Annotated in this window: 21 protein-coding genes, 2 tRNA genes and 1 other RNA gene; 9 read left to right on the forward strand and 15 right to left on the reverse strand. The window is 72.1% G+C overall.

Annotated elements, in window-relative coordinates; translation table 11 throughout:
* Positions 1-2: 2 nt before the first annotated feature.
* The 4 genes from ACFC0Z_RS21310 to ACFC0Z_RS21325 all read right to left on the reverse strand — a co-directional run bounded on the left by ACFC0Z_RS21310 (position 3) and on the right by ACFC0Z_RS21325 (position 2,159).
* Complete coding sequence (locus ACFC0Z_RS21310; protein WP_376440101.1) at positions 3-605, reverse strand: RBBP9/YdeN family alpha/beta hydrolase; 603 nt, start codon at positions 603-605, stop codon at positions 3-5.
* 43 nt (positions 606-648) lie between these two features.
* Positions 649-1,269: a TetR/AcrR family transcriptional regulator gene (locus tag ACFC0Z_RS21315; protein WP_376440104.1), complete on the reverse strand. Its 621-nt coding sequence runs from the start codon at positions 1,267-1,269 to the stop codon at positions 649-651.
* Between the two features lie 88 nt (positions 1,270-1,357).
* Entirely contained in the window at positions 1,358-1,645 is a 288-nt protein-coding gene (locus ACFC0Z_RS21320) for a metal-sensitive transcriptional regulator (protein WP_376440107.1), read from the reverse strand.
* Positions 1,646-1,739: 94 nt separating this feature from the next.
* A complete protein-coding gene (locus ACFC0Z_RS21325) occupies positions 1,740-2,159 on the reverse strand; it encodes a YciI family protein (protein WP_376440109.1) in 420 nt (139 codons plus the stop codon).
* A 129-nt stretch (positions 2,160-2,288) separates the two neighbouring features.
* On the opposite strand from ACFC0Z_RS21325, the gene ACFC0Z_RS21330 reads away from it, so the two are divergent.
* On the forward strand, positions 2,289-2,918 hold the full coding sequence (locus ACFC0Z_RS21330; protein WP_376440112.1) for a MarC family protein: 630 nt from the start codon (positions 2,289-2,291) through the stop codon (positions 2,916-2,918).
* Positions 2,919-2,924: 6 nt separating this feature from the next.
* On the opposite strand, the gene ACFC0Z_RS21335 is transcribed toward ACFC0Z_RS21330, so the two are convergent.
* Positions 2,925-3,767, reverse strand: a complete 843-nt coding sequence (locus tag ACFC0Z_RS21335) for an alpha/beta fold hydrolase (protein ID WP_376440115.1) — start codon at positions 3,765-3,767, stop codon at positions 2,925-2,927.
* A 170-nt stretch (positions 3,768-3,937) separates the two neighbouring features.
* Between ACFC0Z_RS21335 and ACFC0Z_RS21340 the strand changes: the two genes are divergently transcribed.
* Complete coding sequence (locus tag ACFC0Z_RS21340; protein ID WP_376440118.1) at positions 3,938-4,789, forward strand: helix-turn-helix transcriptional regulator; 852 nt, start codon at positions 3,938-3,940, stop codon at positions 4,787-4,789.
* A gap of 76 nt (positions 4,790-4,865) precedes the next feature.
* On the opposite strand, the gene ACFC0Z_RS21345 is transcribed toward ACFC0Z_RS21340, so the two are convergent.
* Positions 4,866-5,852: a DUF5937 family protein gene (locus ACFC0Z_RS21345; protein WP_376440120.1), complete on the reverse strand. Its 987-nt coding sequence runs from the start codon at positions 5,850-5,852 to the stop codon at positions 4,866-4,868.
* 80 nt (positions 5,853-5,932) lie between these two features.
* On the opposite strand from ACFC0Z_RS21345, the gene ACFC0Z_RS21350 reads away from it, so the two are divergent.
* A complete protein-coding gene (locus ACFC0Z_RS21350; protein WP_376440123.1) occupies positions 5,933-7,162 on the forward strand; it encodes an MFS transporter in 1,230 nt (409 codons plus the stop codon).
* On the opposite strand, the gene ACFC0Z_RS21355 is transcribed toward ACFC0Z_RS21350, so the two are convergent.
* From ACFC0Z_RS21355 to ACFC0Z_RS21380, 6 genes are all read right to left on the reverse strand, one after another.
* Positions 7,159-9,411 carry an FtsX-like permease family protein gene (locus ACFC0Z_RS21355; RefSeq protein WP_376440125.1) on the reverse strand — a complete coding sequence of 751 codons (2,253 nt, stop codon included), beginning with the start codon at positions 9,409-9,411 and terminating at the stop codon, positions 7,159-7,161. The two genes, ACFC0Z_RS21350 and ACFC0Z_RS21355, sit on opposite strands and share 4 nt — an antisense overlap.
* A complete protein-coding gene (locus ACFC0Z_RS21360) occupies positions 9,408-10,082 on the reverse strand; it encodes an ABC transporter ATP-binding protein (protein ID WP_376440128.1) in 675 nt (224 codons plus the stop codon). Before ACFC0Z_RS21360 ends, ACFC0Z_RS21355 begins: the two co-directional genes overlap by 4 nt.
* A 25-nt stretch (positions 10,083-10,107) precedes the next feature.
* Entirely contained in the window at positions 10,108-10,515 is a 408-nt protein-coding gene (locus tag ACFC0Z_RS21365; protein ID WP_376440130.1) for a hypothetical protein, read from the reverse strand.
* A gap of 207 nt (positions 10,516-10,722) precedes the next feature.
* Complete coding sequence (locus ACFC0Z_RS21370) at positions 10,723-11,208, reverse strand: DUF1269 domain-containing protein (protein WP_376440133.1); 486 nt, start codon at positions 11,206-11,208, stop codon at positions 10,723-10,725.
* A gap of 96 nt (positions 11,209-11,304) precedes the next feature.
* Positions 11,305-11,697 carry a hypothetical protein gene (locus ACFC0Z_RS21375; protein ID WP_376440136.1) on the reverse strand — a complete coding sequence of 131 codons (393 nt, stop codon included), beginning with the start codon at positions 11,695-11,697 and terminating at the stop codon, positions 11,305-11,307.
* 277 nt (positions 11,698-11,974) lie between these two features.
* Positions 11,975-12,062: transfer RNA gene (locus tag ACFC0Z_RS21380), tRNA-Ser, on the reverse strand.
* Positions 12,063-12,282: 220 nt separating this feature from the next.
* Here ACFC0Z_RS21380 and ffs point away from each other — a divergent pair.
* From ffs to ACFC0Z_RS21410, 6 genes are all read left to right on the forward strand, one after another.
* Positions 12,283-12,381, forward strand: an RNA gene (gene ffs / locus ACFC0Z_RS21385) — signal recognition particle sRNA small type.
* Between the two features lie 91 nt (positions 12,382-12,472).
* On the forward strand, positions 12,473-14,665 hold the full coding sequence (locus ACFC0Z_RS21390; RefSeq protein WP_376440139.1) for a DNA polymerase III subunit gamma and tau: 2,193 nt from the start codon (positions 12,473-12,475) through the stop codon (positions 14,663-14,665).
* A gap of 61 nt (positions 14,666-14,726) precedes the next feature.
* Positions 14,727-15,977, forward strand: coding sequence for a phosphoribosylamine--glycine ligase (purD, locus tag ACFC0Z_RS21395; protein ID WP_376440141.1), 1,251 nt, complete (start codon positions 14,727-14,729; stop codon positions 15,975-15,977).
* A gap of 304 nt (positions 15,978-16,281) precedes the next feature.
* Positions 16,282-18,291, forward strand: coding sequence for a hypothetical protein (locus ACFC0Z_RS21400; protein WP_376440144.1), 2,010 nt, complete (start codon positions 16,282-16,284; stop codon positions 18,289-18,291).
* A 185-nt stretch (positions 18,292-18,476) separates the two neighbouring features.
* The gene (locus ACFC0Z_RS21405; protein ID WP_376440147.1) at positions 18,477-19,937 is read left to right on the forward strand and encodes a N,N-dimethylformamidase beta subunit family domain-containing protein; all 1,461 of its coding nucleotides are present in this window, start codon (positions 18,477-18,479) and stop codon (positions 19,935-19,937) included.
* 97 nt (positions 19,938-20,034) lie between these two features.
* On the forward strand, positions 20,035-20,943 hold the full coding sequence (locus ACFC0Z_RS21410) for a phosphoribosylaminoimidazolesuccinocarboxamide synthase (protein WP_376440150.1): 909 nt from the start codon (positions 20,035-20,037) through the stop codon (positions 20,941-20,943).
* Between the two features lie 93 nt (positions 20,944-21,036).
* Here ACFC0Z_RS21410 and ACFC0Z_RS21415 read toward each other — a convergent pair.
* The 3 genes from ACFC0Z_RS21415 to ACFC0Z_RS21425 form a co-directional block, all read right to left on the reverse strand.
* A tRNA-Gly gene (locus tag ACFC0Z_RS21415) sits at positions 21,037-21,109 on the reverse strand.
* 22 nt (positions 21,110-21,131) lie between these two features.
* Positions 21,132-21,752 (reverse strand): response regulator, encoded by a 621-nt coding sequence (locus tag ACFC0Z_RS21420; RefSeq protein WP_376440152.1) that lies wholly within the window; start codon positions 21,750-21,752, stop codon positions 21,132-21,134.
* Positions 21,749-23,080 carry a sensor histidine kinase gene (locus ACFC0Z_RS21425; protein WP_376440155.1) on the reverse strand — a complete coding sequence of 444 codons (1,332 nt, stop codon included), beginning with the start codon at positions 23,078-23,080 and terminating at the stop codon, positions 21,749-21,751. The genes ACFC0Z_RS21420 and ACFC0Z_RS21425 overlap by 4 nt, the downstream gene beginning before the upstream one ends.
* Positions 23,081-23,088: the final 8 nt, after the last annotated feature.

Consider the following 23,088-nt stretch of genomic DNA (forward strand, 5'->3'; position numbering starts at 1 on the left):
GGCTACCGCCCCTGTATGCGCACCGCGGGGTCCTCGCACCACTCCAGGACAGAGGGCCACTCGTCGTACCCGTAGTCGGGGTTGAGGTGCCCGCCGCCCGGTACGTGGTCGGTGTCGAGGCCCAGCGGGAGCCCGAAGTGCAGGTCGGCGCCCTCGGGGCAGTACGCGTCCCCGTCCCCGTACACGAGGCGGGCGGCGAGCCCCTTCTCGCTCAGGTCGAGCCCGTCGGCGAAGGCGGCGATGGGCGGCACGGAGGCGGTGACGGGCGGGGAGGGCGGGGCGACGAGGAGCACCCGGTCGGCGTCGGGCCTGCGCTCCCCGGCGCGCAGCCACAGGAGGACGCCCAGGCTGTGGGCGACGACCACGAACTCCCCGCTCTCCGGCCGCCGCCCGTGCTCCTCCAGGGCGTCGAGCCAGTCGGCGAGCACGGGGGCGTCGGGCTCGGGGAGCTGCGGATACCGCACCTCGTGCCCGCGCGCCCGCAGCTCACGGGCGAGCCAGTGCTGCCAGTGGCCGGGCGGACGGTGGTGTTCGTACCCGTGCAGGATGAGGAAGGTCTTGGTGGCCTTGGTTTCGGCCTTGGTTTCGGCCTTGGTCTCGGTCATGGCGCGATGGTGCGCGGGGAACGGACGCCGGGGCGACCGGGTTTCACGGACTGGACGCGGAGGAGTCCCGAAGAGCGAGCAGTTCCCGCATCCCGGCCTTCAACCGCTCGCTGGACAGCTCCTGTTCGACCGTGAGGTGGTGCGTGAGGTCGGGGGAGAAGGGCGCGAGCAGCAGGTGGGCCAGGAGGGTCGCGTCGGAGCCGGGCTTCATCTGCCCGATGAGCAGGGCGACATGGGTGTGCATGACCTGGTAGGCGCCGGTGTGGTAGCGGCCGCGGGGCGCGGCCGAGTGCGCGGCGAGGAGGATCTCGCGCTGCTCGCGGGTCCGGTCGACGAGCGCGTCGAGGAAGGCGTCGAGCCGTTCGGCGGCCGGGGCGCCGGGGCCGAGCGGCGGCGGGCCGCTGATGTACGCCTCCTGGAAGCGGCGCTCGCGGTCGTCGAGCAGGGCCCAGAGGAGCTGGGAGACGTCGCCGAAGCGGCGGTAGACCGTGCCGACGCCGATGCCGCTGGCGTGGGCGATCTGGTTCATGGTGACGGCGTCGGGACCGTCCTCGGCGACGACCTTGGCGGCGGCGTCGAGGATCTTGCGCCGGTTGCGGGCGGCGTCGGCACGCTCGGGGGCGGGCCCGCCACCGATGGTGGGGAGCGGTTTGCGGACGCTCATTCGTCGAGCATACCCACAGACGGGGCCCACGGACGGACTAACCGGATGGAGATCCGGTTAGTCCGTCCGTGGGGGAGCCGGGGGCCGGCTAGGCCAGCGACAGGAACAGCTTCTCCAGCCGCGCCCGCATGACGTTCGGGTCCTCGTCGCGCTTGCGCCCGTCCTCGATGTCGGTCAGGCACTGCTGGAGCCCGGTCGCGATGATCGCGAACCCGGCCCGGTCGAGGGCCCGGGAGGCGGCGGCGAGCTGGGTCACGACCTCTTCGCAGTCGCGTCCCTCCTCGATCATCCGGATCACACCGGCGATCTGGCCCTGGGCACGGCGCAGCCGGTTCAGCACGGCCTTCAGTTCGGCGCCCGCGAGATCCAGTTCCACTACCACTCCTCCATGGATACCCCTGGGGGTAAATTTACTCCCCCGGACGGGGCAACGTCGAAGACCAGCCTCTCACTCCCGCCGTCGTCTCCCCTCAGTCCTGCGTGGGTCCCACCTCGTCCACAGGCCTGATGACCACGGGATATTCCGGCGACCCGGCCGGAACGGGGCAGCGGGCGACCTCTGCGGCGATTTCCGTCACACGGTCGAGAGAGGCGCAGTCGAGGAGCCAGTACCCGGCGAGCACCTCCTTGGTCTCCGCGTACGGACCGTCGGTGATCACGGGCTGTCCGTCACCGTCCACCGTCACGAAACGGGTGGTGGACGGGGCCGCGAGCCCCTGCGCGTCCACCAGCTCGCCCCGCGCGGAGACGTCCTCGGTGACCGCGTTCATGTGCGCGAACATCGCTGTGAGCTGCGTCTTGTCCCAGACGGGGCTGCCGGCGGAACCGTGCCCGGCCATCGCTTCGTAGTCGGCCTGGGAGCCGCGCACCATCACGAGGTACTTGGCCATGACGTCCTCCTCCTGCTCCTGTGTCGGTGTCTCTCGCAGAAGAGTCGGAGCGGAGGACGGGATCTCGACACCGCGCGGACGAAGACCGGAAAACCCGGAGAAATCACCCGACCGTCCCATGATTCCAGGGTGCACTCACTCAGCTTCTCCGCCGCCTTCATCACGTTCTTCTCGGTCGTCGGCCCGCCGAAGGTCCTCCTCGCCTTCGCCGGCCTCGCCCAGGTTCACCCGCCCCGCCAGCTCCGTACCATCGCGCTGGTCTCCTCGGGCGCGGCCGTCGCCGTCGGCCTGGTCACCGGCATCACGGCCCCGTGGCTGCTCGACCTCTTCCACATCAGCACGCCCGCGCTCCAGCTGGCCGGCGGCATGATCTTCTTCCTGTACGCGGTCGGGCTCGTCCTCGGCATGCACCTCGGCTCCGACGGCCCTCACCAGGACGCCCCGGACCTGGTCAGCGGCGTGCGCGAGCTGCTCATGCCGTACGTCGTCAGCCCCCTGGCGATGACGGCGGTGCTCATCGAGGCGGCGGCCCGCTCCTCGTTCAGCTGGCGTTCGACGGTGGTGGGGGCGTACGTGGCGGTCATCGCCCTCGACCTGATCTGCGTCCTGCTGCTCACCCGCGTCCTGCGCCGGACGCACCACACGACCATCGAGCTCCTGGGCCGCCTGCTCGGCCTGCTGCTCGCGGCGGTGGGCATCGACCTGGTCCTCGACGGCCTGGCGGACCTGGGCGTACCGGGCCTGGACACCCGCGAGTGAGTGCACTCACCCCCGGCCGTGGGTGAGGAACTCCGAGACGACCTTCACGAACTCGTCCTGCTTCTCGAAGAAGACGACGTGCCCGGCCTCGATCTCGGTGTACGAGCTGCCGCCGATCGCCGCGTGCAGGGCCCGGCTGTTCTCCACGGGAACGGTCGCGTCCTGGGAGCAGCCGACGACGAGGGTCTCGGCGGTGACGCGGGGCAGCAGCTCCCGGATGTCGACGGCGAGGTCGAAGGCCACGTGCCGCAGGGTGCCGGGGGTGGGCGGCATGTTCGGGATGAGGGCCTCGACGGCCTCGCGGCCGATGCCGTTGAGGAAGCCCCGGCTGAACCCGGTCATGGTCACGCTCCGCCCGAAGCCGGCGGGGTCGTACGCGCCGAGCCGCTGCCACAGCGTGAACAGGTTCCGCAGGTACTCGTCGCCGTCGGTGTGGGCCCAGCCGGCGACGAGGATCAGGCGGGCGACGAGTTCGGGCCGGAGGGCGGCGACGGCGGCCGCGACCGGGGAGCCCATCGAGAAGCCGAGCAGGTCGACGGGCCCGGTGCCGGCGGCTTCGATGACGGCGACGACCTGCGCGGCGAGGCCCTCGACGGTGAGCTCGCCGCCGTCGTCCTCGGTGGCGTCGGAGCCGGAGAGGTCGAGGGTGATGACGGTCCGGTCGGTGGCGAACCGGGGAGCGGTCTGCCCCCAGGTGAGGGCGGAACCGCTGGAGCCGGTGCCGTGGACGAGAAGGAGGGCGGGCCCGGACGCGGACCCGGACGCGGACCCGGACGCGGACCCGGACGCGGCCTCGGATCCCTGGATGTCGTAGGCGACGCGGGCGGAACCGACGGTGACGATGGCCATGAGAGAACTCCCGGGGCGAAGGCACTGCGCTGAGTGCTGAGGCGGCCTGACGAGGACGACTCTGCCGCCGGGCGGAGACGGCCGGGAGAGCCCTCCGTACCCTGGGATCGCCAGTCCCTCCCTGGACGGACCCTGGAGCCGGACGTCGGACTCCGGCAGGATGCGGAGCCATGACGACGATCGACCGCCGCGAGCTGGCCGACTTCCTCCGCCGATCACGCGAGCGCGTGCGCCCGCAGGACGCGGGCCTGCCGACCGGCCCCCGCCGCCGGACGCCGGGCCTGCGCCGCGAGGAGGTCGCCCAACTGGCGGGCATGTCCGCCGACTACTACATACGCCTGGAGCAGGCGAGGGGCCCGCAGCCCTCGCCGCAGATGCTGGCGGCTCTCGCGCGGGCGCTGCGCCTGGACACGGACGGCCGGGACCACCTCCACCTCCTGGCGGGCCACCGCCCGCCGGCGGGCCCCGCGGCCGGCGACCACGTCTCGCCGGGCCTGCTGCACCTCCTCGACCAGCTGGACACGACGCCCGCGCAGGTCCTGAACGACCTCGGGGACGTCCTGGCGCAGAACGCCATGGCGCGGGCGCTGCTCGGCGGGGTGTGCACGGTGTCGGAGCACGGCAGGAACGTGGTCTGGCGCTGGTTCGCCGACGACCGTTCCCGTGCGGCGTACCCGCCCGACGAGCACGCCCACTACAGCCGCGTACACGTGGCGGACCTGCGGGCGGCGGTGGGCCGCAGGTCGGGCGACGTGGCCTCGACGCGCCTGGTGGAGCGGCTGCGCGGGGCGAGCGAGGAGTTCGCGGAGCTGTGGGCCCGCCACGAGGTGGCGGTACGCCGGCACAGCCGGATGCGGGTGGTCCACCCGGTGATCGGCCCGGTGGACCTGGACTGCCAGGTGCTGCTCGCGCCGGAGGGGGACCAGCGCCTGGTCCTGCACACGCCGCCGCCGGGAACGGACGCGGGCGACCGCCTGGCGCTCCTGAGGGTGGTGGGCACGGACCAGTTCAGCCCCGCCTAGACCCGGTCCCGCCTAGACCCGGTCCCGCCTAGGCCCGGTCCCGCCTAGGCCCGGTCCTGCCTCGATCCGGTCCGGGCTAGACCCGGTCCGGGCAGAGCAGCTGGTCGGCGACGGCGGTACGGGCGTAGAGCACGGACCGCCCGCTGCGGTGGGCGGTGACGAGCCCGGCGTTGCGGAGGGCGATGAGGTGCTGCGAGACGCCGGCGGCCGAGAGGCCGCAGTGGGCGGCGAGCTGGGTGGTGGAGGCGGGGATGTCGAGCTCGGAGAGCAGCAGGGTGCGCGACCGCCCGAGCACGGCGGAGACGGCCTCGGAGGCACCCGTCGCACGGGGCTCCCACAGGGTGCCCAACCCCCTGGCCGGATAGGCGAGTTGCGGCGGATCGGGATGCACGGTCCGGGTGAGCACCTTGGGCCAGGCGAAGACGGACGGGATGAGCAGGAGCCCCGACCCGGCCTGGTCACGGGTGAGGGAGCAGTGCCGCCGTACGAGCAGGAGGGTGCCGTCGTCCCACCGTACGGTCTCGTGGAGTTCGCTCAGGACCCGCGCGGAACCGTGCTCGGCGACCTGCCGGGCCCGGTGGAAGACGTCGGCTTCGAGCAGCTTCTGCATGCGGGCCCAGTAGGGACCGAGAGCGAGCTCCCAGTAGGTCTCGATCTCCTCGACGACCTTGGGGAGCACGGCTTCGGGGGCGGCGCCCAGAAGCCGGTGCCGGGGCCCGTCGACCCCTTCGACGGCGAGCTTCCGCAGGTCCTCGCGCACCTGCTCGGCGGGGGTGCGGCGGATGGCGTCGAGCTCGGCCTCGACGGTGGGGAACGGCCCGGTGGGGGTGGGCGTGAGGAAGTCGGCGAGGAACCCGTGCGCGGGCACGAGGGCGGCGAGCCACCCGCGGTCGAGCCCGGCGCGGACGATCCGCGGATGGACCTGGGCGGCCCAACGCCGGTGGGGGGAGCCTTCGAAGGACTGACGCAGGAGCCGGAAACTGGTGACGGCCTCCCACATGGGGGAGACGGCGAAGCGGGTCTGGGCGAGATCGGCGGCGGAGAAGCTGAGACCGGAGTCCATGAGCAGACGTACCCCCTGTGTGGATTCGGTCTGAGCTTAATCATTGGAGGCCCGAAAGCCCCCCCGGCCAAGCTCCCCCCATGACGACGACTCCCTCCACAACCAGAAACACCCCTTTCTCCCACCTCCCTCCCCTCGTATGGACGATCTTCGCGGGCACGATCGTGAACCGCCTCGGCTACCTGGTGACCCCGTTCCTGGTCTTCTTCCTGGCCTCGCGAGGGGTGACGGGCACGGACACCTCGTACGTGCTCGGCGCGCTCGGCGCGGGCAACCTGATCGGCCCGGCGGTGGGCGGCATCCTCGCGGACCGCATCGGCCGCCGCCCGACGATGGTGATCGGCCTGGTCGGAGCGTCGGCGGCACAGGGCGCGCTGTTCCTGGCGCCGGGGGTGTGGACGATGGCGGCGGCCTCGCTGCTGATCAGCACGGCGGGCAGCGCGGTGCCCCCGGCCTCGTACGCGCTCCTGGCGGACGCGGTGGACGGCGAACGCAGGCAGCGCGCGTACGCCCTGCTCGGCTGGGGAGTGAACATCGGCGGGGCGGTCGGCGGAGTGCTCGGCGGCTACCTGGCGGCGCACGGCTACTGGCTGCTGTTCGCGGTGGACGCGGGGACGATGCTGGCGTTCGCGACGGTGGTGGCGACGGGCGTGAGGCCCGCAAAGCCGACGCCGAAAAAGAACGAGAGCGAAGGAAACAACGGCAACGGCAGCAACGGCTACCGAGTAGTTGTCGGCGACCGCCTGATGCTTCTCCTCCTCCCCCTCTTCGGAATCCAGCTGTTCGTGTACTCCCTGACGGAGGTGGCCCTGCCGATGGCGATCCACGACAGCGGCCTGTCGCCGGCGGTGTTCGGCTCGATGGCGGCGGTGAACGCGGTGCTGGTCGTGGCGCTCCAGCCGTTCGCGACGGCGAGGCTGGCGAGGTTCTCGCAGCTGCGCGTCCAGGCCGTGGGCAGCGCCCTGATCGCGGCGGGCGTGGCCCTGACGGGCCTGGCGGACGGCGTCGCGGGCTACACGGTGTCGGTGGTGGTCTGGTCGCTGGGCGAGGTGACGGTCGCGGGCATCGCCGCGACGGTGGTGGCCAACCTGGCCCCGGCCCACGCCCGGGGCCGCTACCAGGGAGCGTTCAGCTGGACCTGGGGCCTGGCGCGGTTCGCCGCGCTGACGGTGGGCGTGGCGGCGTACACGACGCTGGGCCCGGCGACGGTCTGGTGGACGGCGTTGGCGGCGGGGCTGGCGACATCGGCGGCGACCCTGGCCCTGAGGACCAGGATCGACACCCGCACGGCCCACACCCTCGCGGCCTAATCCCGGCGGATGAGCTCAGGATCGACGTACCGGGGAACCATGGGCAGAGAAGCGAGGCCGGCGACGCCCACGACACCCACGGCACAAGCGACAACGATCGGAAGCCCATCCCAGTCCCAGTGCACGGACCCACCCCCGGTGATCAGATAACTGGACTCGGCAAGCCACCCCGCGCCGACAGCAGCGCCCAGCCCCACCACCAACGGCACCACGACCTGCACGACCTGCACAACCCGCAGGGTCCCGGCCCGAGCCCCCAACAACGCGAGCGCGGCCACCTGCCCCCGCCGCTCAAGGGCCCGATCGGCCACGGACACGACAAACGCGGCGACCCCGATGACCAGCCCGAGCACCATCCCCACCCCCAGCAGACTCCGAATGACGGCAAGCTGCGCGAGCGAGTCGATGACGATCCCCACAGGCTCCACGGCCGCGGTAGGCGCGATACCTCCCACCCCATCGAGCACGGCCCGGACGACCTCGGGCTCCGCGGAACTGACGAGGGTGAGACTCCCGGCCGAATCGACGATCCCGGAGGGAAGGAGAGACGGCGGTACGACGAGAGCACCGGAGTGGAGGACGGACGGCTGGTAGGCCCGGAACGCGATCCGCTCGGACGGCACGACGACACTGACCCGCCCCCCACCCCTCACCTCGAAGGGGAACCGGTCACCGGCCTGGGGATCCCCGGGATGGGCCGAGCTGGTGTCGTGCAGCTGCATGACACGGCCGTCCACACACCCCTTGGCCCACTGCGCAGCGGCGAGGACGTCGGCACAGCTGGCGACGACAAGATCGATACTCGGCGGCAGGGTCCCGTCCGGCGGATTCCACGAGGTGTACGAGGTCATGTGCGTCCGCACACCGGCCACGTGCGTGAGCCGCTCCCGCTGCCCCTTGTCGAGCTCACCGAGCGCGATCTTGTACTCCTGAACAGGCGCCGTCCGCCGGCTGACCTGGTCCAACTCGACCAGCACACCCTGAGTGAGCGAGGCCCCGAAGACCAGCAGCACGAGCCCGGTCACCACCCGCAGCGAAGACCCGGGATCGACCTCCGTACGCCGCATGGCCAACGCCACGGGCAACGACCTCGCCACCCCCGCCAGCCGCCGGGCAAGCCAGGCGGTGATCGGCGCCAGACCGAAAACGAGCCCGGCACCGGTCAACACCACGGCACCAGGCACGAGCAGAGAACTGGCAGACCCCCCGGACGGATCGCGCCCCATCACACTGAGCACGCAATACCCCCCGATAACCCCCAGCCCCGGCACCAACAACAACGCCCCCACCTTCCGAGGCGCCCGCCGCTCCCCAACCCGCCGCACACTGATCGGCGACAGGGCGGCCCGCCGCGCGCTGAACTGCCCCACCACCCAAGCGAGCGCAGGACACCCGACCAGACACACAAGAACGGTCCCCACCTCAGGCCGCCCGTCAGCGGGATACCACCGCAACCCCGGCAACCCCACCCGAGCCACAACCTCATTGACCCCGAGATACCCCACAAGCCCCACCAGGGCCCCGACAAACGCGGCGACCACACTCTCGGCAGCGTTGACCCGCAGAGTGTCCTTCACACTCAGCCCCACCAACCGAAGCGCGGCGAGGCGACGGGCGCGCGACTCTCCGGAGAGACGGGCGCAGACGGAGAGGTAGATGACGAGGGGGAGGAGGACGATGCAGGCGAGGGTGTAGCGAAGGACCCTGAGGGCTGACGGGTCGACAATCTCTCGCCACGACCGTCCAGCGCCGAAAGCGCCAAGGCGATCGGCGCCGATCAGCTGCCCTGGCGTCGTCCCCACGTAGGCATACAAGTCCTCGGCATCACCCAGACCCTCAGACGTGATGGTTGCAATCACCCGTCCAGGAACTAGGCCAGCCATACCAGAATTGGTTGCCAGAAGTTCCTGCAGCTTCGGCGATACAACCGCTTCACCTGCTTCAGGCAGTCGCCTGACCCCGGGCGGAACTGGCGACGGCCCGGGGCTTGTACGGGCGACAAAGACCCGATGGATGGGCTGAGACCCATACGGATCTCGGAACTCGCGAAACACGACGTTGCTATCGCCTAGTCCTGGTTCGCGAGCGGCGGTGCGGGCATCGTGTGCGGCAAGGAGCGACGGAATGGAAAGCACTGCCGCGAGGCAGGCCACGCCAAGCGCGGAGCCGAACACCATCAGGAGAAAGCGGACGCGTCCCTGGCGCCCGCTTCCCCACAACAGGCGGATGCCCAGGGCGAAGGCGTTCACACCGTCACCCGTTGCGCCAGGACGCCATCCGACATCACGTACTGCGTGTCGGCCTTGGAAGCGACCTCGGCATCATGAGTGACCATGACGACGGCAGTCTTCTGGAAACGCGCCAAGCGAAGGAATTCCTTCAGCACCGCATCCGCATTGGCGCTGTCGAGAGCGCCGGTCGGCTCGTCGGCGAACACCACGTCCGGCCGGTGGACGAGCGCTCGAGCAACCGCCACGCGCTGGCTCTGTCCACCAGACAGTTTCGAGGTCCTGCGCCGCAGCAGCTCACCCATGCCCAGCCGCTTCAGGATGTGGGCGGCCATGACATGCGCGTGGTCCTTGCTGATTCCGGCGAGCCGGAGCGGAAGGGCGGTGTTCTCCTCGACGGTGAGTTCTGGCAGCAACTCCCCGTACTGGAAGACGAAGCCCAGACGGCTCCGCCGTAATGCGCTCAGCTCGCTGTCGGGGAGAGTCGCGAGTTGCATCCCGTCGAAGGTCACCGTGCCACTGGTCGGAGGTAGAACTCCGGCAAGGCAGTACAGCAGAGATGACTTTCCCGAGCCGCTGCTTCCCATGATGGCGGCGACTTCGCCGCGCTTGAGCGTGAAGTCAGCACCGGTGACAGCCTGGTAGCTGCCGTAGAAGAGATCCACGCCCTCGGCGCGGAGGATGACGTTCACTGTGCGATCTCCTTGCCGATTGCGACTATCGGCGCCTAAGGATTCGCTGCGTTGAGCAGTTGTCCGGTCGAAAGACGCCACGGTCGCGGCAAACCTGGAGCCGCACATCCTTCGTTTTCAGAACGGCGCCGTCGTAGTAGGTCATATCGACCTTGACGTCCTTGCGCTGGACGCCGTCGTGGCGGCCCCACCCATGTCCTTCGATCTTCACTCGCAGGAAGACGTTGTGGCCGTCGTCGGGATCCTTGTCCTGCAGGAACCCCTGCAGCCGCAGCCCGCCGTGCTTCTTCAGGGGCTCCTCCCACATGTACTTGCCTGAAAACGCAGCACCTGGCGTCGTCAGTGACAGGGAGTGCCAAGAATCCGCAACCGCCACCCCCATCCCCCCAAAGAACAGCCCCGCAGTCACCAACGCCGTCGCCAACTTCTTCATGTATGACCCTTGCTCAGTCGTACCGATCGGTCATCACAGAAAGTATCGGCATCACTACAGACCGCGCAGGGGCAGGAACGTGCCTCCTCCAGAACTCCTTCTAATCGGTGAACGCCCCCAAAAAGGCGACCGCAGTCGTACCGGCTCAAGCCGGACGACCGCGGTCGGGTGGGGTGGGGCGCGCCCCGCAGGGGCGAACTGAAGGGCTCAGCCCGCGAAGACCTCGCGGAGCTTCGCCTCCTTCTCGCCGTCCAGGTTGGACTGCACAAGCTCCGCATGCCCCCCAGGGAACGCCTGTCGCACGCGGTCGATCACCGCGTCGGAGGAGAGCAGGAACAGCGCCGAAGTACCCGGCGTGACCTTCGACTTCACCGAGTCGATGAAGTCGTCGTCGATGCCGACGTCCGCCATCTTCCCGCCGAGCGCACCCGCCGCCGCACCGACCGCCGCGCCGAAGAGCGGCATGAAGAACAGGAGGCCGAACAGCATGCCCCAGAAGGTGCCGGAGAGCGCGCCGGCGCCGGTGAGGTTGTTGAGCTGCTTCGTCTTCGGCTTGCTCGCTTCCTCGGGCCAGCTGACCGTCGCCGCGTCGATGACCTTGATCAGTTCCTGCTTCTGCAGCTGGAGCAGGACGTCTTCGACGGCCGCCGCGCCGTCCGGCGCGTCGAACTTCCACACGGTCAACGTGGCCACGTTCAGCCTCCAGGTGCTCGCCTCGCGGCGTTGGACAACAGGTAGGCCCAGTAAAAACCTTGATCACAAAACCCGCATCTCGGGCAGTTCACCGCACTAGCCGATCTTCTGCCAGGGCTTGCAGTCGGAGGTCTGGAACGCCTTGTCAGCGGGGTCGACTTTGACGATGGCCTGGCCTTCGGCGTTGCCGTTGGCGATGACGTCCGCCAACTCGCCGGTGGTGTCGCTCAGTCGTGCCCAGTAACAGAGGGCGGTGTCCTTGCCGTCGCTGCGATACGTGCCGGGCTGGATGTCCTTGCCGACGAGGAAGACCCCGTCCCCGGGAATGTCGCCGGTGTCGGCGCCGGCGGATGACGCCGCACTCTTCTTCGTCGCAGGCGCTGTCGTCGGCGTACCGGTCGCGGCGCTGTAGGCGGACGGGGATTCCTTCGTGTCGTCCTTCGACACCAACACGCCGATGAGAACGCCGACGAGCACGCCGATCACCATCCCGCCGAACGCCGCCGCCCCGTGGCTGAGGAATCCCCTCCGGCGAGGGGGAGGCGTAGAAGCGGCCGCGGCCACGGGGAATGACGCCCCCCCGCTGCGGCCCCGGCGGCGGCCCCGTGGGCCTGTTCCCACTCCCGCCCTCGCCTCCGCCCCCGTTTCCACTTCCGCTCATGCCCTCAGAGTGCGCCGCCCATCCCGGGGCTGCATGACGGAAGGAGCAAACACGCGCCCCCAATGCCGAAGGGCCGGACCGCTTTCGCGGTCCGGCCCTTCGGGCTGGCGGAGGATACGAGATTCGAACTCGTGAGGGGTTGCCCCCAACACGCTTTCCAAGCGTGCGCCCTAGGCCTCTAGGCGAATCCTCCGGTCGGAACATTACATGACCGAGGAGGGTGCTCGCGAACTCGATCCGATCGGTGCCTCCCGTGGGGGTGGGGGAGGGGTGGATCGGGGTCGGGGGAGGTCAGGGCGAGGTGGGGGCGAGGTCAGAGGTGGTGGGTGGGTGGTGGCGGGGGGTGAGGGGGCGGTGTGCGGGGGTGGGTGGGAGGTGGGGGTTGGAGTGGTGCGGGGATCGGGTACGCTGGGCGGAGCCCCTCACGCGGCGCTATCTGACTGAACTCCCCCAGGGCCGGAAGGCAGCAAGGGTAGGTTGGCTCTGGCGGGTGCGTGGGGGGCGCTTGCGTTTCCGGGCGGGGCGTCGGGGGTGTCCGTTCGCGACAGACCTCGGCCGGTGGTTTTTCCCGGGTTGTCGGTGGGCGCCTATAACCTCGTATACGTGTCGTCTCTCGCGCTGTACCGCCGCTACCGTCCCGAGTCCTTCGCCGAGGTCATCGGGCAGGAGCATGTCACCGACCCGTTGCAGCAGGCCCTGCGGAACAACCGGGTCAATCACGCGTACCTGTTCAGCGGGCCGCGTGGGTGCGGAAAGACGACCAGTGCGCGCATCCTCGCCCGGTGTCTGAACTGCGAGCAGGGGCCGACGCCGACGCCGTGCGGCGAGTGCCAGTCCTGCCGCGACCTCGCGCGGAACGGGCCGGGGTCGATCGACGTGATCGAGATCGACGCCGCCTCCCACGGTGGTGTCGACGACGCTCGTGACCTGCGGGAGAAGGCCTTCTTCGGGCCCGCCTCCAGCCGGTACAAGATCTACATCATCGACGAGGCCCACATGGTCACCTCGGCGGGCTTCAACGCCCTCCTGAAGGTGGTCGAGGAGCCGCCGGAGCACCTCAAGTTCATCTTCGCCACCACCGAGCCCGAGAAGGTCATCGGGACGATCCGGTCGCGTACGCACCACTATCCCTTCCGGCTCGTGCCCCCCGGCACGCTCCGGGACTACCTCGGCGAGGTCTGCGGGCGCGAGGGCATCCCCGTCGAGGACGGTGTCCTGCCGCTCGTCGTCCGGGCCGGTGCCGGCTCCGTCCGTGACTCGATGTCCGTCATGGACCAGCTCCTCGCGGGTGCCACCGAGGTCGGCGTGACCTACGCCATGGCGACCTCGCTCCTCGGCTACACGGACGGGTCGCTGCTCGACTCCGTCGTCGACTCCTTCGCCGCCGGTGACGGCGCCGCCGCCTTCGAGGTCGTCGACCGGGTCGTCGAAGGGGGGAACGATCCCCGGCGGTTCGTCGCCGACCTCCTGGAGCGGCTGCGGGATCTCGTGATCCTCGCCGCCGTGCCCGACGCGGCCGAGAAGGGGCTCATCGACGCCCCTGTCGACGTGATCGAGCGCATGCAGGCCCAGGCCTCCGTCTTCGGTGCCGCCGAGCTCAGCCGCGCCGCCGACCTCGTCAACGCCGGTCTGACGGAGATGCGCGGCGCCACCTCGCCCCGTCTCCAGCTGGAGCTGATCTGCGCGCGCGTGCTGCTGCCCGCCGCCTTCGACGACGAGCGGTCCCTCCAGGCGCGTCTCGACCGGCTGGAGAGGGGGGTGGGGGCTTCGATGGCCGGGGGAGCGCCGCCCGCTGCCGCCGCCGTGTACACGCCTCCGCCCGCCGCGCCCGCCGCCCCCGCCATGGCGTACGTGCCCGGGCCCGAGGCCCACACGCCGATGGCCCCGCCGCCCCCGCCCGCTCCCGCGCCGCAGGCCGCCGCTCCCGTGCAGGAGCAGCCCGCCGCCGCCCGGCCCGGTGCCTGGCCCGGCGCCGCCGCTCCCGGCAGCGGCGCGCCCGGCGCCTGGCCCGGTGCGGCAGCCCCGGCGGCCCCGGCCCCGGCCGCCCCGCACGCGCCCGCCGCCCCGGCCGCTCCCGCGCCGCAGGCCGCCGCTCCCGCGCCGCAGCAGCCCGCCGCCTCCGGCGGCGACACGGCCCAGGTGCGGAACCTCTGGCCGCAGATCCTCGACGCCGTGAAGAACCGGCGCCGCTTCACCTGGATCCTGCTCAGCCAGAACGCGCAGGTGGCCGGCTTCGACGGCACCACCCTCCAGCTCGGCTTCCTCAACGCGGGCGCCCGCGACAACTTCGCGAGCAGCGGCAGCGAGGACGTCCTGAAGCAGGCCCTCGCCGAGCAGTTCCAGGTGCAGTGGAAGATCGAGGCGATCATCGACCCCTCGGGCGGCGCCAACCCGCCGCCCGCCGCGACCGGCTTCGGCGGTACCGGAGGATTCGGTGGCGGTGGCGGGACCGGTGGATTCGGCGGCGCCGGCGGCTTCGGCGGTGGTCGTCCGGCCGCCGCGCCCGCCCCGGCCGCGCCCGCCCCCCAGGCCCCGGCGCCCTCGGCGCAGGCCCCGGCGGCGCCCGCCTTCCAGCAGGCCCCGCCGTCCGCCCCCGTACAGGCGCAGTCCGCCTCCGCACCGCCGCAGGCGTCCGCGTCCGCTCCGGCGTACGCGCCTCCGCCGCAGACCGTGGCCCCGGAGGACGACGTACCGGAGGAGGACGATCCGGACCTCGTCGACTCCGCCCTCTCCGGCCACGACCTGATCGTGCGCGAGCTCGGCGCCACGGTTGTGGAGGAATACACGAACGAGTAGCGGCGTCTCGCTCGGTGGCCCGCACAAGGGTCGCCGGGCGGCGCGGGCTACCCTGGCTGGCGTGAAGGTCCTCGTCATCGGCGGCGGCGCCCGCGAACATGCCCTGTGCCGCTCTCTCTCCCTCGATCCCGACGTCACCGCTCTGTACTGCGCGCCCGGCAACGCCGGAATCGCGGAGGTCGCCGAGCTGCGTCCCGTCGACCAGCTGGACGGCGAAGCCGTCGCGCGCCTCGCCACCGAGCTCGGTGCCGAGCTGGTCGTCGTCGGCCCGGAGGCCCCGCTCGTCGCGGGTGTCGCCGACGCCGTCCGCGCGGCAGGGATCCCCGTCTTCGGCCCGTCCAAGGAGGCCGCGCAGCTGGAGGGCTCCAAGGCGTTCGCCAAGGACGTCATGGCCGGCGCCGGTGTGCCCACCGCCCGCAGCTACGTCTGCACGACTCCCGAGGAGATCGACGAGGCCCTCGACGCCTTCGGCGCTCCGTACGTCGTGAAGGACGACGGCCTCGCCGCCGGCAAGGGCGTCGTCGTCACGGAGGACGTCGAGGAGGCCCGGGCGCACGCGCTCGCCTGCGACCGGGTCGTCATCGAGGAGTACCTCGACGGTCCCGAGGTCTCCCTCTTCGCCATCACCGACGGCGTCACCGTCCTCCCGCTCCGGCCCGCGCAGGACTTCAAGCGCGCGCTCGACGGCGACGCGGGCCCGAACACCGGCGGCATGGGCGCCTACTCGCCGCTGCCGTGGGCGGACCCCAAGCTGGTCGACGAGGTCATGGAGACCGTCCTCCAGCCGACCGTGGACGAGCTGCGCCGCCGCGGCACCCCGTTCTCCGGTCTGCTGTACGCGGGTCTGGCGATCACCAGCCGCGGTGTCCGGGTCATCGAGTTCAACGCGCGCTTCGGCGACCCCGAGACGCAGGTCGTCCTGGCCCGCCTCAAGACCCCGCTCGCGGGCATCCTGCTGAACTCCGCCAACGGCACCCTGGACGACCAGGCGCCGCTGAGCTGGAGCGACGAGGCCGCCGTGACCGTGGTCGTCGCCTCGCACAACTACCCGGCCGACCCGCGCACGGGCGACCCGATCGAGGGCCTGGACGAGATCGCGGAGCTGGACGCCCCGCACGCGTACGTGCTCCACGCGGGGACGAAGCGGGACGGCGACGCGATCGTCAGCGCGGGCGGCCGTGTCCTGTCGGTCACCGCCACCGGAACGGACCTGGCCGAGGCGCGCGAGCGCGCGTACGCGGCGGTCGGCCGTATCCGTCTTGACGGCTCGCAGCACCGCACGGACATCGCGCGGAAGGCCGCCGAGGCCTGACGGCACCCGGTAACACCTGAGACAACACCGGGGATCGCTTGATTCCTCTTGTGGCCGTGCTGTGGAGAACCCGCGAACAGCACGGCCACAAGTGCGCCATCACCTTTACCCAAAGCCATTCCATCGAGTGACGAATGGGCCATACGGATGACGGTCGCCCAAGCCCCAACTAGGGTGCAGCGAAGGCATTCCGGCACTTGGCCCACCGGCATTGCGATGTCAGTGGCGGGTGCCACAGTGGGGGAGTGAGCAACCGCCACAGGCAGTCCGACATGGGCAGTCCCGACGTGCGCAGGAGGGGGTGGTGAACGGCGTGTCCGGTACCGGTTCCGTTGTCGGCGACGAGTGGGGTGCGCGCGCCGCGCGCTCCCGGGCCCTCGCCGTCCTCCGCGTCCGCGGCAGGGCGCTCGGCCTCGCGGTGCTTCCCGCCGCCGTGGCCGTCGTGCTGTACGCGGGCGGGGTCACCGGCCACTTCACCGGCTCCGGCTGGACGACCGCCCGGTGGATCGTGACCGTCCTCGCGGTCCTCGTCCTCCTCGCCGCCACGGCCGTCGCCCTCGTCGTCGCCCGCGCCCGCCCGGCCGCCACCCCGACGGTGGAGCTGGCCGAGAGCGCGGCCCCCGACCTGTACCGGCTCGTGCGGGACCTGGCCGACCGGCTCGACGTCCCCGCGCCCTCCGCGATAGCCCTGACGCCGGACTGCGACAGCTGGCTGGAGGACCGCAGCCACCGCGCCCACCGCAAGCACCGCCCGGGCGACGGGCGGGAGGACGGCGCGGCCCCCGTCCTCGTCATAGGCTCCCCGTTCCTCTGGTGGATGCGCGTCGCCGAGCTCCGCGCCGTCCTCGCGCCCGTCGTCGCGGGTACGGGCCCGGCGGCGCACCCCGACATAGCCGCCGCCCGCCGCTTCGTCCGCGGGCTCGACGCGGCCGTCGCCGTCCCGGAGACCCCCGGGCTCGACCCCTTCCGCAGGCTCGGCGCCCGGGGTGTCGGGCAGGTCGCCCGCGTCCTGCTCCGCGCCTGCCGCGGGCACGCCGCCGAGATGGAGCGCGGCGTCGCCGCGGCCGGCTCCGAGCGCGCCCAGGCCGTGGACTACGGCGTGCGGATCGTCGCCCAGGAGCAGGTCGGCCTGGCGTACGCGGGATGGGACCGGCTCCTGACCCGGGTCGCGCTCCCCGCCTGGCGCATGGGCCGCTGGCCGGCCCGGCTCGACGCCGGGGTGGTGTCCGCCCTGACCGAGCTCTCCCGCCGCGACCGGCTCGCGGAGGGCTTCTCCTCCCGGCTCGGCGACCGGCCCGCCTGCGACCTCCTGGAGGAGCCGGGCGCGGTCGACGAGGCGGCCTCGCTGCTCGCCGCCCGCCTCTTCCACGGCGGCCCGGCCGCGCCCGGCCCCGACTGGTCGCCGGTGGAGTGGAGCCAGTACCCGGAGGAGGTCGTCGACCGGAAGTGGCGTACGGACGCGGCGCGGCTCCACGAGGTCCTCGACCGCCTCGGGGCGACCGACCCGTCGACGGCAGGCCCGGCCACGACCGACCCGGACACGGGTGACGCGCAGGCTTCCGGCACGACCGCCTCCCCTCGCGCCCAGAGCGTCGGCGTCGGCGGTGCCGGCGGCTTCGGCGGTGCCGGGGACGCACCCTGCGAGGGGCCGACGCTGACCCGCGTGATCGACCACCTGTCCGCGACGCCTCCGTCGTCCCCGGGTAACCGGGGGCCGGGGCGCCTCACGGAACCCGAACCGGGCCCGGAAGAGGACCGGGCCGCCGCCCCCGACGCGTACACCGCCCCGGACCCGTACACCGGCCCGGACGAGGACGAGGACGAGTCGGAGCCGGTGAACCCCGCCGCCGAGGCGCTCGCCGGGGCGCTGAGCGCGCTCCTCGCGCGCGAGGAGGCGGCCCGCGAGGCCCGGGTGGCCGCGACGGAGGCCGAGGCCGCAGCCAGGGCCACGGACGGCGCGAACGGCTCCGGCCGCACCGCCCCGGCACCGGGCCCCGCCCAGGCCACGTCGCCGCTCCCCGTCAGCGGCCCGGACGGTCCGCTGCCGCTCTTCCCGCTCCAGCCGCCCCGCACCGGACGGGACCTGCTCGCCGACCACGTGACGGCGATGGTCTGCTGCGCCGCCGTGGACACCGCCGAGGCCGTCCCCGGCCTCGACTGGCTCGACGGCCCGGCCCTGCTCGTCGGCGGCGAGCGCGCGGCCGACCTCGGCCCGCGGGTCCTCGCGCTCGTCGAGGAGGGCGACCCCGAGCCCCTGCGAGCCTGGCTCGCGAGCACCGGTGTGCGCCCGGAGAAGCCCGTCCGCCTCGTCTGAGACGCGGTCGCACCCCGGCTCGGGGCCCCGTTCTCCGGAGGACTGTCTTCCACTCTCGTCAATTCACGACGAAGGGTGACGGAGTGCGTGCGTTATGTGATGTGCTGGAGACAGGCACTGACAAAGGCAAGAACCACAGGCACTGACCAACCAGCCGACCGGGGGAGTCGAGGGAGGGGCGCAGCATGGGGGCGGACCAGATCAGGCGCTGGGAGTCCGGCGCGCTCGCGCACGCCGTGAGCGATCCCTTCGGCCAGGGCCCCCTGCCCTGGCTGCGCGGCTCGGAGAACTACTTCGACGACACGGGCCATCTGGTCCCCTGGTACGCGGACGAGACCCTCGCCCGGGGCCGCAGCGGCGGCCCGCGCACGGCCGACGACGTGAAGCGTCAGATCAAGGGCTTCGCGTCGACCAGCGCGGTGGCGCCCGGCGAGTCGATCGACTTCCACGTCACCGTCGACCCGCCGCAGGAGTTCCTCGTCGACGTGTACCGGATCGGTCATTACGGCGGCGACGGCGCCGCGAAGATCACCACGAGCCCGCGCCTCTCCGGGATCGTCCAGCCCGCGCCCCTCACCGCCGACCGCACGGTCTCCTGCCACCACTGGTGGCAGTCCTGGCGGCTCCAGGTCCCCTCGTACTGGACGCTCGGGGCGTACGTCGCGGTCCTCACCACCGCCGACGGCTACCGCTCCCACATCCCCTTCACGGTCCGCGACGGCCACCCGGCGGACCTCCTCCTCGTCCTCCCGGACGTGACCTGGCAGGCGTACAACCTGTACCCGGAGGACGGGCGGACGGGCGCCAGCCTCTACCACGCCTGGGACGAGGAGGGCCGGCTGCTCGGCGAGGAGGACGCGGCCGTCACCGTCTCCTTCGACCGGCCGTACGCGGGCGCGGGCCTCCCGCTCCACGTCGGCCACGCCTACGACTTCATCCGCTGGGCCGAGCGGTACGGGTACGACCTGGCGTACGCCGAGACCCGCGACCTGCACGCGGGCCGCGTCGACCCGACCCGCTACCGGGGCCTGGTCTTCCCGGGCCACGACGAGTACTGGTCGGCACCCATGCGCCGTACCGCCGAGCTCGCCCGCGAGCAGGGCACGTCGCTCGTCTTCCTCTCCGCCAACACCATGTACTGGCAGGTGGAGCTCGGCCCCTCCCCGTCCGGGGTCCCCGACCGCCTGCTCACCTGCCGCAAGCGCCGCGGCCCCGGCCGTTCCGCGCTCTGGCGCGAGGTCGACCGCCCCGAGCAGCGCCTGCTCGGCATCCAGTACGCGGGGCGGGTGCCCGAACCGCACCCGCTGGTCGTACGGAACGCGGAGCACTGGCTCTGGGAGGCCACCGGCGCCGGCGAGGGCGACGAGCTCCCCGGCCTGGTCGCGGGCGAGGCCGACCGCTACTTCCCGCGCACGGCGCTCCCCGAGCACGAGGGCCGCATCCTGCTCGCCCACTCGCCCTACCGGGACGGCGACGGCGCCGTCCGCCACCAGGAGACCTCGCTCTACAAGGCGCCCTCGGGCGCCTGGGTCTTCGCCTCCGGCACCTTCGCCTGGTCCCCGGCGCTCGACCGCCCGGGCCATGTCGATTCCCGGATCCAGCGCGCCACGGCGAACCTCCTCGACCGCATCTGCAAGAGGGAGTGACCGGGGAGCGCCGGGACCGGACGGGCCCGGCCGTCACGCCCCTCCCCGCATGCGAGAGAATCGGACTCGCTCCTGGATCAACCTACGCGGAGGAACCGTGTCCGGATTCGTAGAAAAGCCCGAGCCCGTCCAGGTCCCGGGCCTTACCCATCTCCACACGGGCAAGGTCCGCGACCTGTACCGGAACGAGGCCGGGGACCTCGTCATGGTCGCCAGCGACCGCATCTCCGCGTACGACTGGGTCCTGCCCACCGAGATCCCCGACAAGGGCCGGGTCCTCACCCAGCTCTCGCTGTGGTGGTTCGACCAGCTCTCCGACCTGGTCCCGCACCACGTGATCTCCACCGAGCTCCCCGCGGGCGCCCCCGCCGACTGGGCAGGCCGCACCACGATCTGCAAGTCGCTCGACATGGTGCAGGTCGAGTGCGTCGCCCGCGGCTACCTCGCCGGCTCCGGGCTCCTGGAGTACAACGCGTCCCGCACGGTCTGCGGCGTCGCGCTGCCCGAGGGCCTCACCGACGGCTCCGAGCTGCCCGCGCCGATCTTCACCCCGGCGACGAAGGCCGCCGTCGGCGACCACGACGAGAACGTGTCGTACGAGGAGGTCGCCCGCCAGGTCGGCGCCGAGACCGCCGCGCAGCTGCGCCAGACGACCCTCGCCGTCTACGGCCGGGCCCGGGACATCGCCCGCGAGCGCGGGATCATCCTGGCGGACACGAAGTTCGAGTTCGGTTTCGACGGGGAGACCCTCGTCCTCGCCGACGAGGTCCTCACCCCGGACTCCTCGCGCTTCTGGCCGGCCGACCTGTGGGAGCCGGGTCACGCCCAGCCCTCGTACGACAAGCAGTTCGTCCGGGACTGGCTGACCTCCCCGGCCTCCGGCTGGGACCGCAAGAGCGAGACCCCGCCGCCGCCGCTCCCGCAGGAGGTCGTCGACGCGACCCGCGCGAAGTACCTGGAGGCGTACGAGCTCCTGACCGGCAAGGCCTGGTCGGACGCCTTCTAGGGCCTGTCCGGCGGATCACGGCCGGACAGGCCCTAAGGCGCACGGGACACACGAAGAAGCCCCCGGTCGGATCGACCGGGGGCTTCTTCACTGAGCGGACGACGAGATTCGAACTCGCGACCCTCACCTTGGCAAGGTGATGCTCTACCAGCTGAGCCACGTCCGCATGCGCCGTAGCGCGGGGCTAACTATACCCATCCTTTCGCCTGTGCGAGACGCACGGCCGTGTGACGGTTCTCGGCACCGAGCTTCGCGGCGGCCGAGGAGAGGTAGTTCCGGACGGTTCCGGGGGAGAGCGAGGCGCGCCTGGCGATCTCCGTGACGGGCGCTCCGTCGGCCGAGAACTCCAGGACCTCGGCCTCGCGGGCGGTCAGCGGGGAGTCCCCGGCGGCGATGGCGTCGGAGGCCAACTCCGGGTCCACGTAACGGTTTCCGGCGTGGACGGTACGGATGATCTCGGCGAGCCGCTGGGCACTGACGGTCTTCGGAACGAAGCCGCGGACGCCGGCGGAGAGGGCCCGCTTGAGGTGCCCGGGGCGGCCGTGACCGGTCACGATCATGGTCCGGCAGGAGGGCAGTTCCTCGCGGAGGGATGTGGCGACCGTCACACCGTCGGCGCCCGGCATCTGGAGATCGAGCACGGCGACGTCGGGCCGGTGGGCGAGCGCCATGGCGAGCGCCTCGGGCCCGGTCGCGGCCTCGGCGACGACGACGAGGTCGTCCTCGAGCCCGAGCAGCGCGGCGAGGGCACCCCGGATCAGATGCTCGTCATCGGCGAGCAGCACGCGCACGCGTACGGACTCGGTCATCGCTCCCCCTCGGTACGGGTCTCGGTACGGGCTCCGGCCCAGGTCTCCGCCCGGGTCTCCGCCCGGGCCTCCGGGACGCGGTGGCCTCCCGGGCGGGTCGGGGGCGGCAGCGGAATGCGGGCGGCCACCCGGAACGTACCGTCGCCGCCGGGGCCCGCGTCCAGGCTTCCGCCGACGGCAGCGATCCGCTCGCGCAGTCCGGCGAGCCCGGAACCGGTCCGTGTGGCGGCGCCCCCGCCGCCTGCCCGTTCCACCCCGTCGTTCTCCACGGTCAGCACCACGGCGCCGCCCTCCTCCCGTACGGCGATGGCGCACCGCCGCGCGTCCCCGTGCCGCAGCACGTTCGTCGTCGTCTCCCGGACGACCCAGCCGAGCGCGGCCTGCACCTCGTCGGGGAGGGCGGGCACGTCGGACGTGACCTCGCAGGCGATCCCGGCGGCGTCGAGCACGCCCCTGGCGCCCTCCAGTTCCACCCGTAGATCGGCCTCGCGGTAGCCGCGTACGACGTCCCGCAGCTCTCGCTGGGACTCGCGGGCGATCCGCTGGACCTCGGTCATCTGGTCGACGGCCTCGGGGCGTTCGCGCCGGGCGAGCTGGACGGCGAGCTCGCTCTTGAGGGCGATCACGGACAGGTTCCGGCCGAGGATGTCGTGGAGGTCCCGGCCGAACCGCAGCCGCTCCTCGGCGACGGCGAGGCGGGCCTTGAGGTCGCGGGAACGTTCCAGCTCCCAGACGATCTTCATCAGCCAGGCGGAGAAGCCGCAGGCGGCGACGAGGAAGTAGCCGCCCACGGTGATGGCGACGGCGGAGCCGAGGCCCTCGGCCGGGTGGAGGCCCGCGAGCGCTGTCGCGGCGCCGGTGACGAGGGCCGTGCCGGGGACGACGTACAGCATGCGCCGGGTCCGGCGCACGCAGAGCACGAGGCCGCTGAGGGTGAAGGAGACCATGCCGACGACGACGGAGACCGCGGATTCGGCGGCTTCGAGCGCTCCCGTGGCCCGCAGCACGATGACGGCCAGGGCTCCCGCCGCCGTGAGGGCGATCTGCGCGGCGGCCAGCCGGACCGGCCGGTCGCGCCGGTCCAGGACCCAGTCCAGGGCGCGCGAGGAGAGCACGGCGTTCAGCACGGCGTGCGCGCAGACGAGCAGCGTCAGCGCGAGCGCGAGGCCGAGGGGGGTGGCCGCCGGGTCGTCACCGGCTTCCGCGACCGGCACCAGGCCGATCGAGGCGATCTCGACGACCGCGAAGAAGTGGAAGCTCCACCGCGTGTACAGCTCCACCTTGGCCGCGTTCCCGCGCCGGCTCCACCACCCCGTCAGCCTGGACACGTGCCCGG

The organism is Streptomyces sp. NPDC056144, assembly GCF_042264145.1.
Lineage (GTDB): Bacteria > Actinomycetota > Actinomycetes > Streptomycetales > Streptomycetaceae > Streptomyces.

Bases quoted from the DNA above. Each gene is read 5' to 3' on its own strand.
- ACFC0Z_RS21325 (WP_376440109.1), bottom strand. From the start codon at position 2,159: ATGGCCAAGTACCTCGTGATGGTGCGCGGCTCCCAGGCCGACTACGAA.
- ACFC0Z_RS21350 (WP_376440123.1), top strand. From the start codon at position 5,933: ATGACGACGACTCCCTCCACAACCAGAAACACCCCTTTCTCCCACCTC.
- ACFC0Z_RS21405 (WP_376440147.1), top strand. From the start codon at position 18,477: ATGGGGGCGGACCAGATCAGGCGCTGGGAGTCCGGCGCGCTCGCGCAC.
- ACFC0Z_RS21375 (WP_376440136.1), bottom strand. From the start codon at position 11,697: ATGGTGATCGGCGTGCTCGTCGGCGTTCTCATCGGCGTGTTGGTGTCG.
- ACFC0Z_RS21315 (WP_376440104.1), bottom strand. From the start codon at position 1,269: ATGAGCGTCCGCAAACCGCTCCCCACCATCGGTGGCGGGCCCGCCCCC.
- ACFC0Z_RS21340 (WP_376440118.1), top strand. From the start codon at position 3,938: ATGACGACGATCGACCGCCGCGAGCTGGCCGACTTCCTCCGCCGATCA.
- ACFC0Z_RS21420 (WP_376440152.1), bottom strand. From the start codon at position 21,752: ATGACCGAGTCCGTACGCGTGCGCGTGCTGCTCGCCGATGACGAGCAT.
- ACFC0Z_RS21345 (WP_376440120.1), bottom strand. From the start codon at position 5,852: ATGGACTCCGGTCTCAGCTTCTCCGCCGCCGATCTCGCCCAGACCCGC.
- ACFC0Z_RS21365 (WP_376440130.1), bottom strand. From the start codon at position 10,515: ATGAAGAAGTTGGCGACGGCGTTGGTGACTGCGGGGCTGTTCTTTGGG.
- ACFC0Z_RS21310 (WP_376440101.1), bottom strand. From the start codon at position 605: ATGACCGAGACCAAGGCCGAAACCAAGGCCGAAACCAAGGCCACCAAG.
- ACFC0Z_RS21335 (WP_376440115.1), bottom strand. From the start codon at position 3,767: ATGGCCATCGTCACCGTCGGTTCCGCCCGCGTCGCCTACGACATCCAG.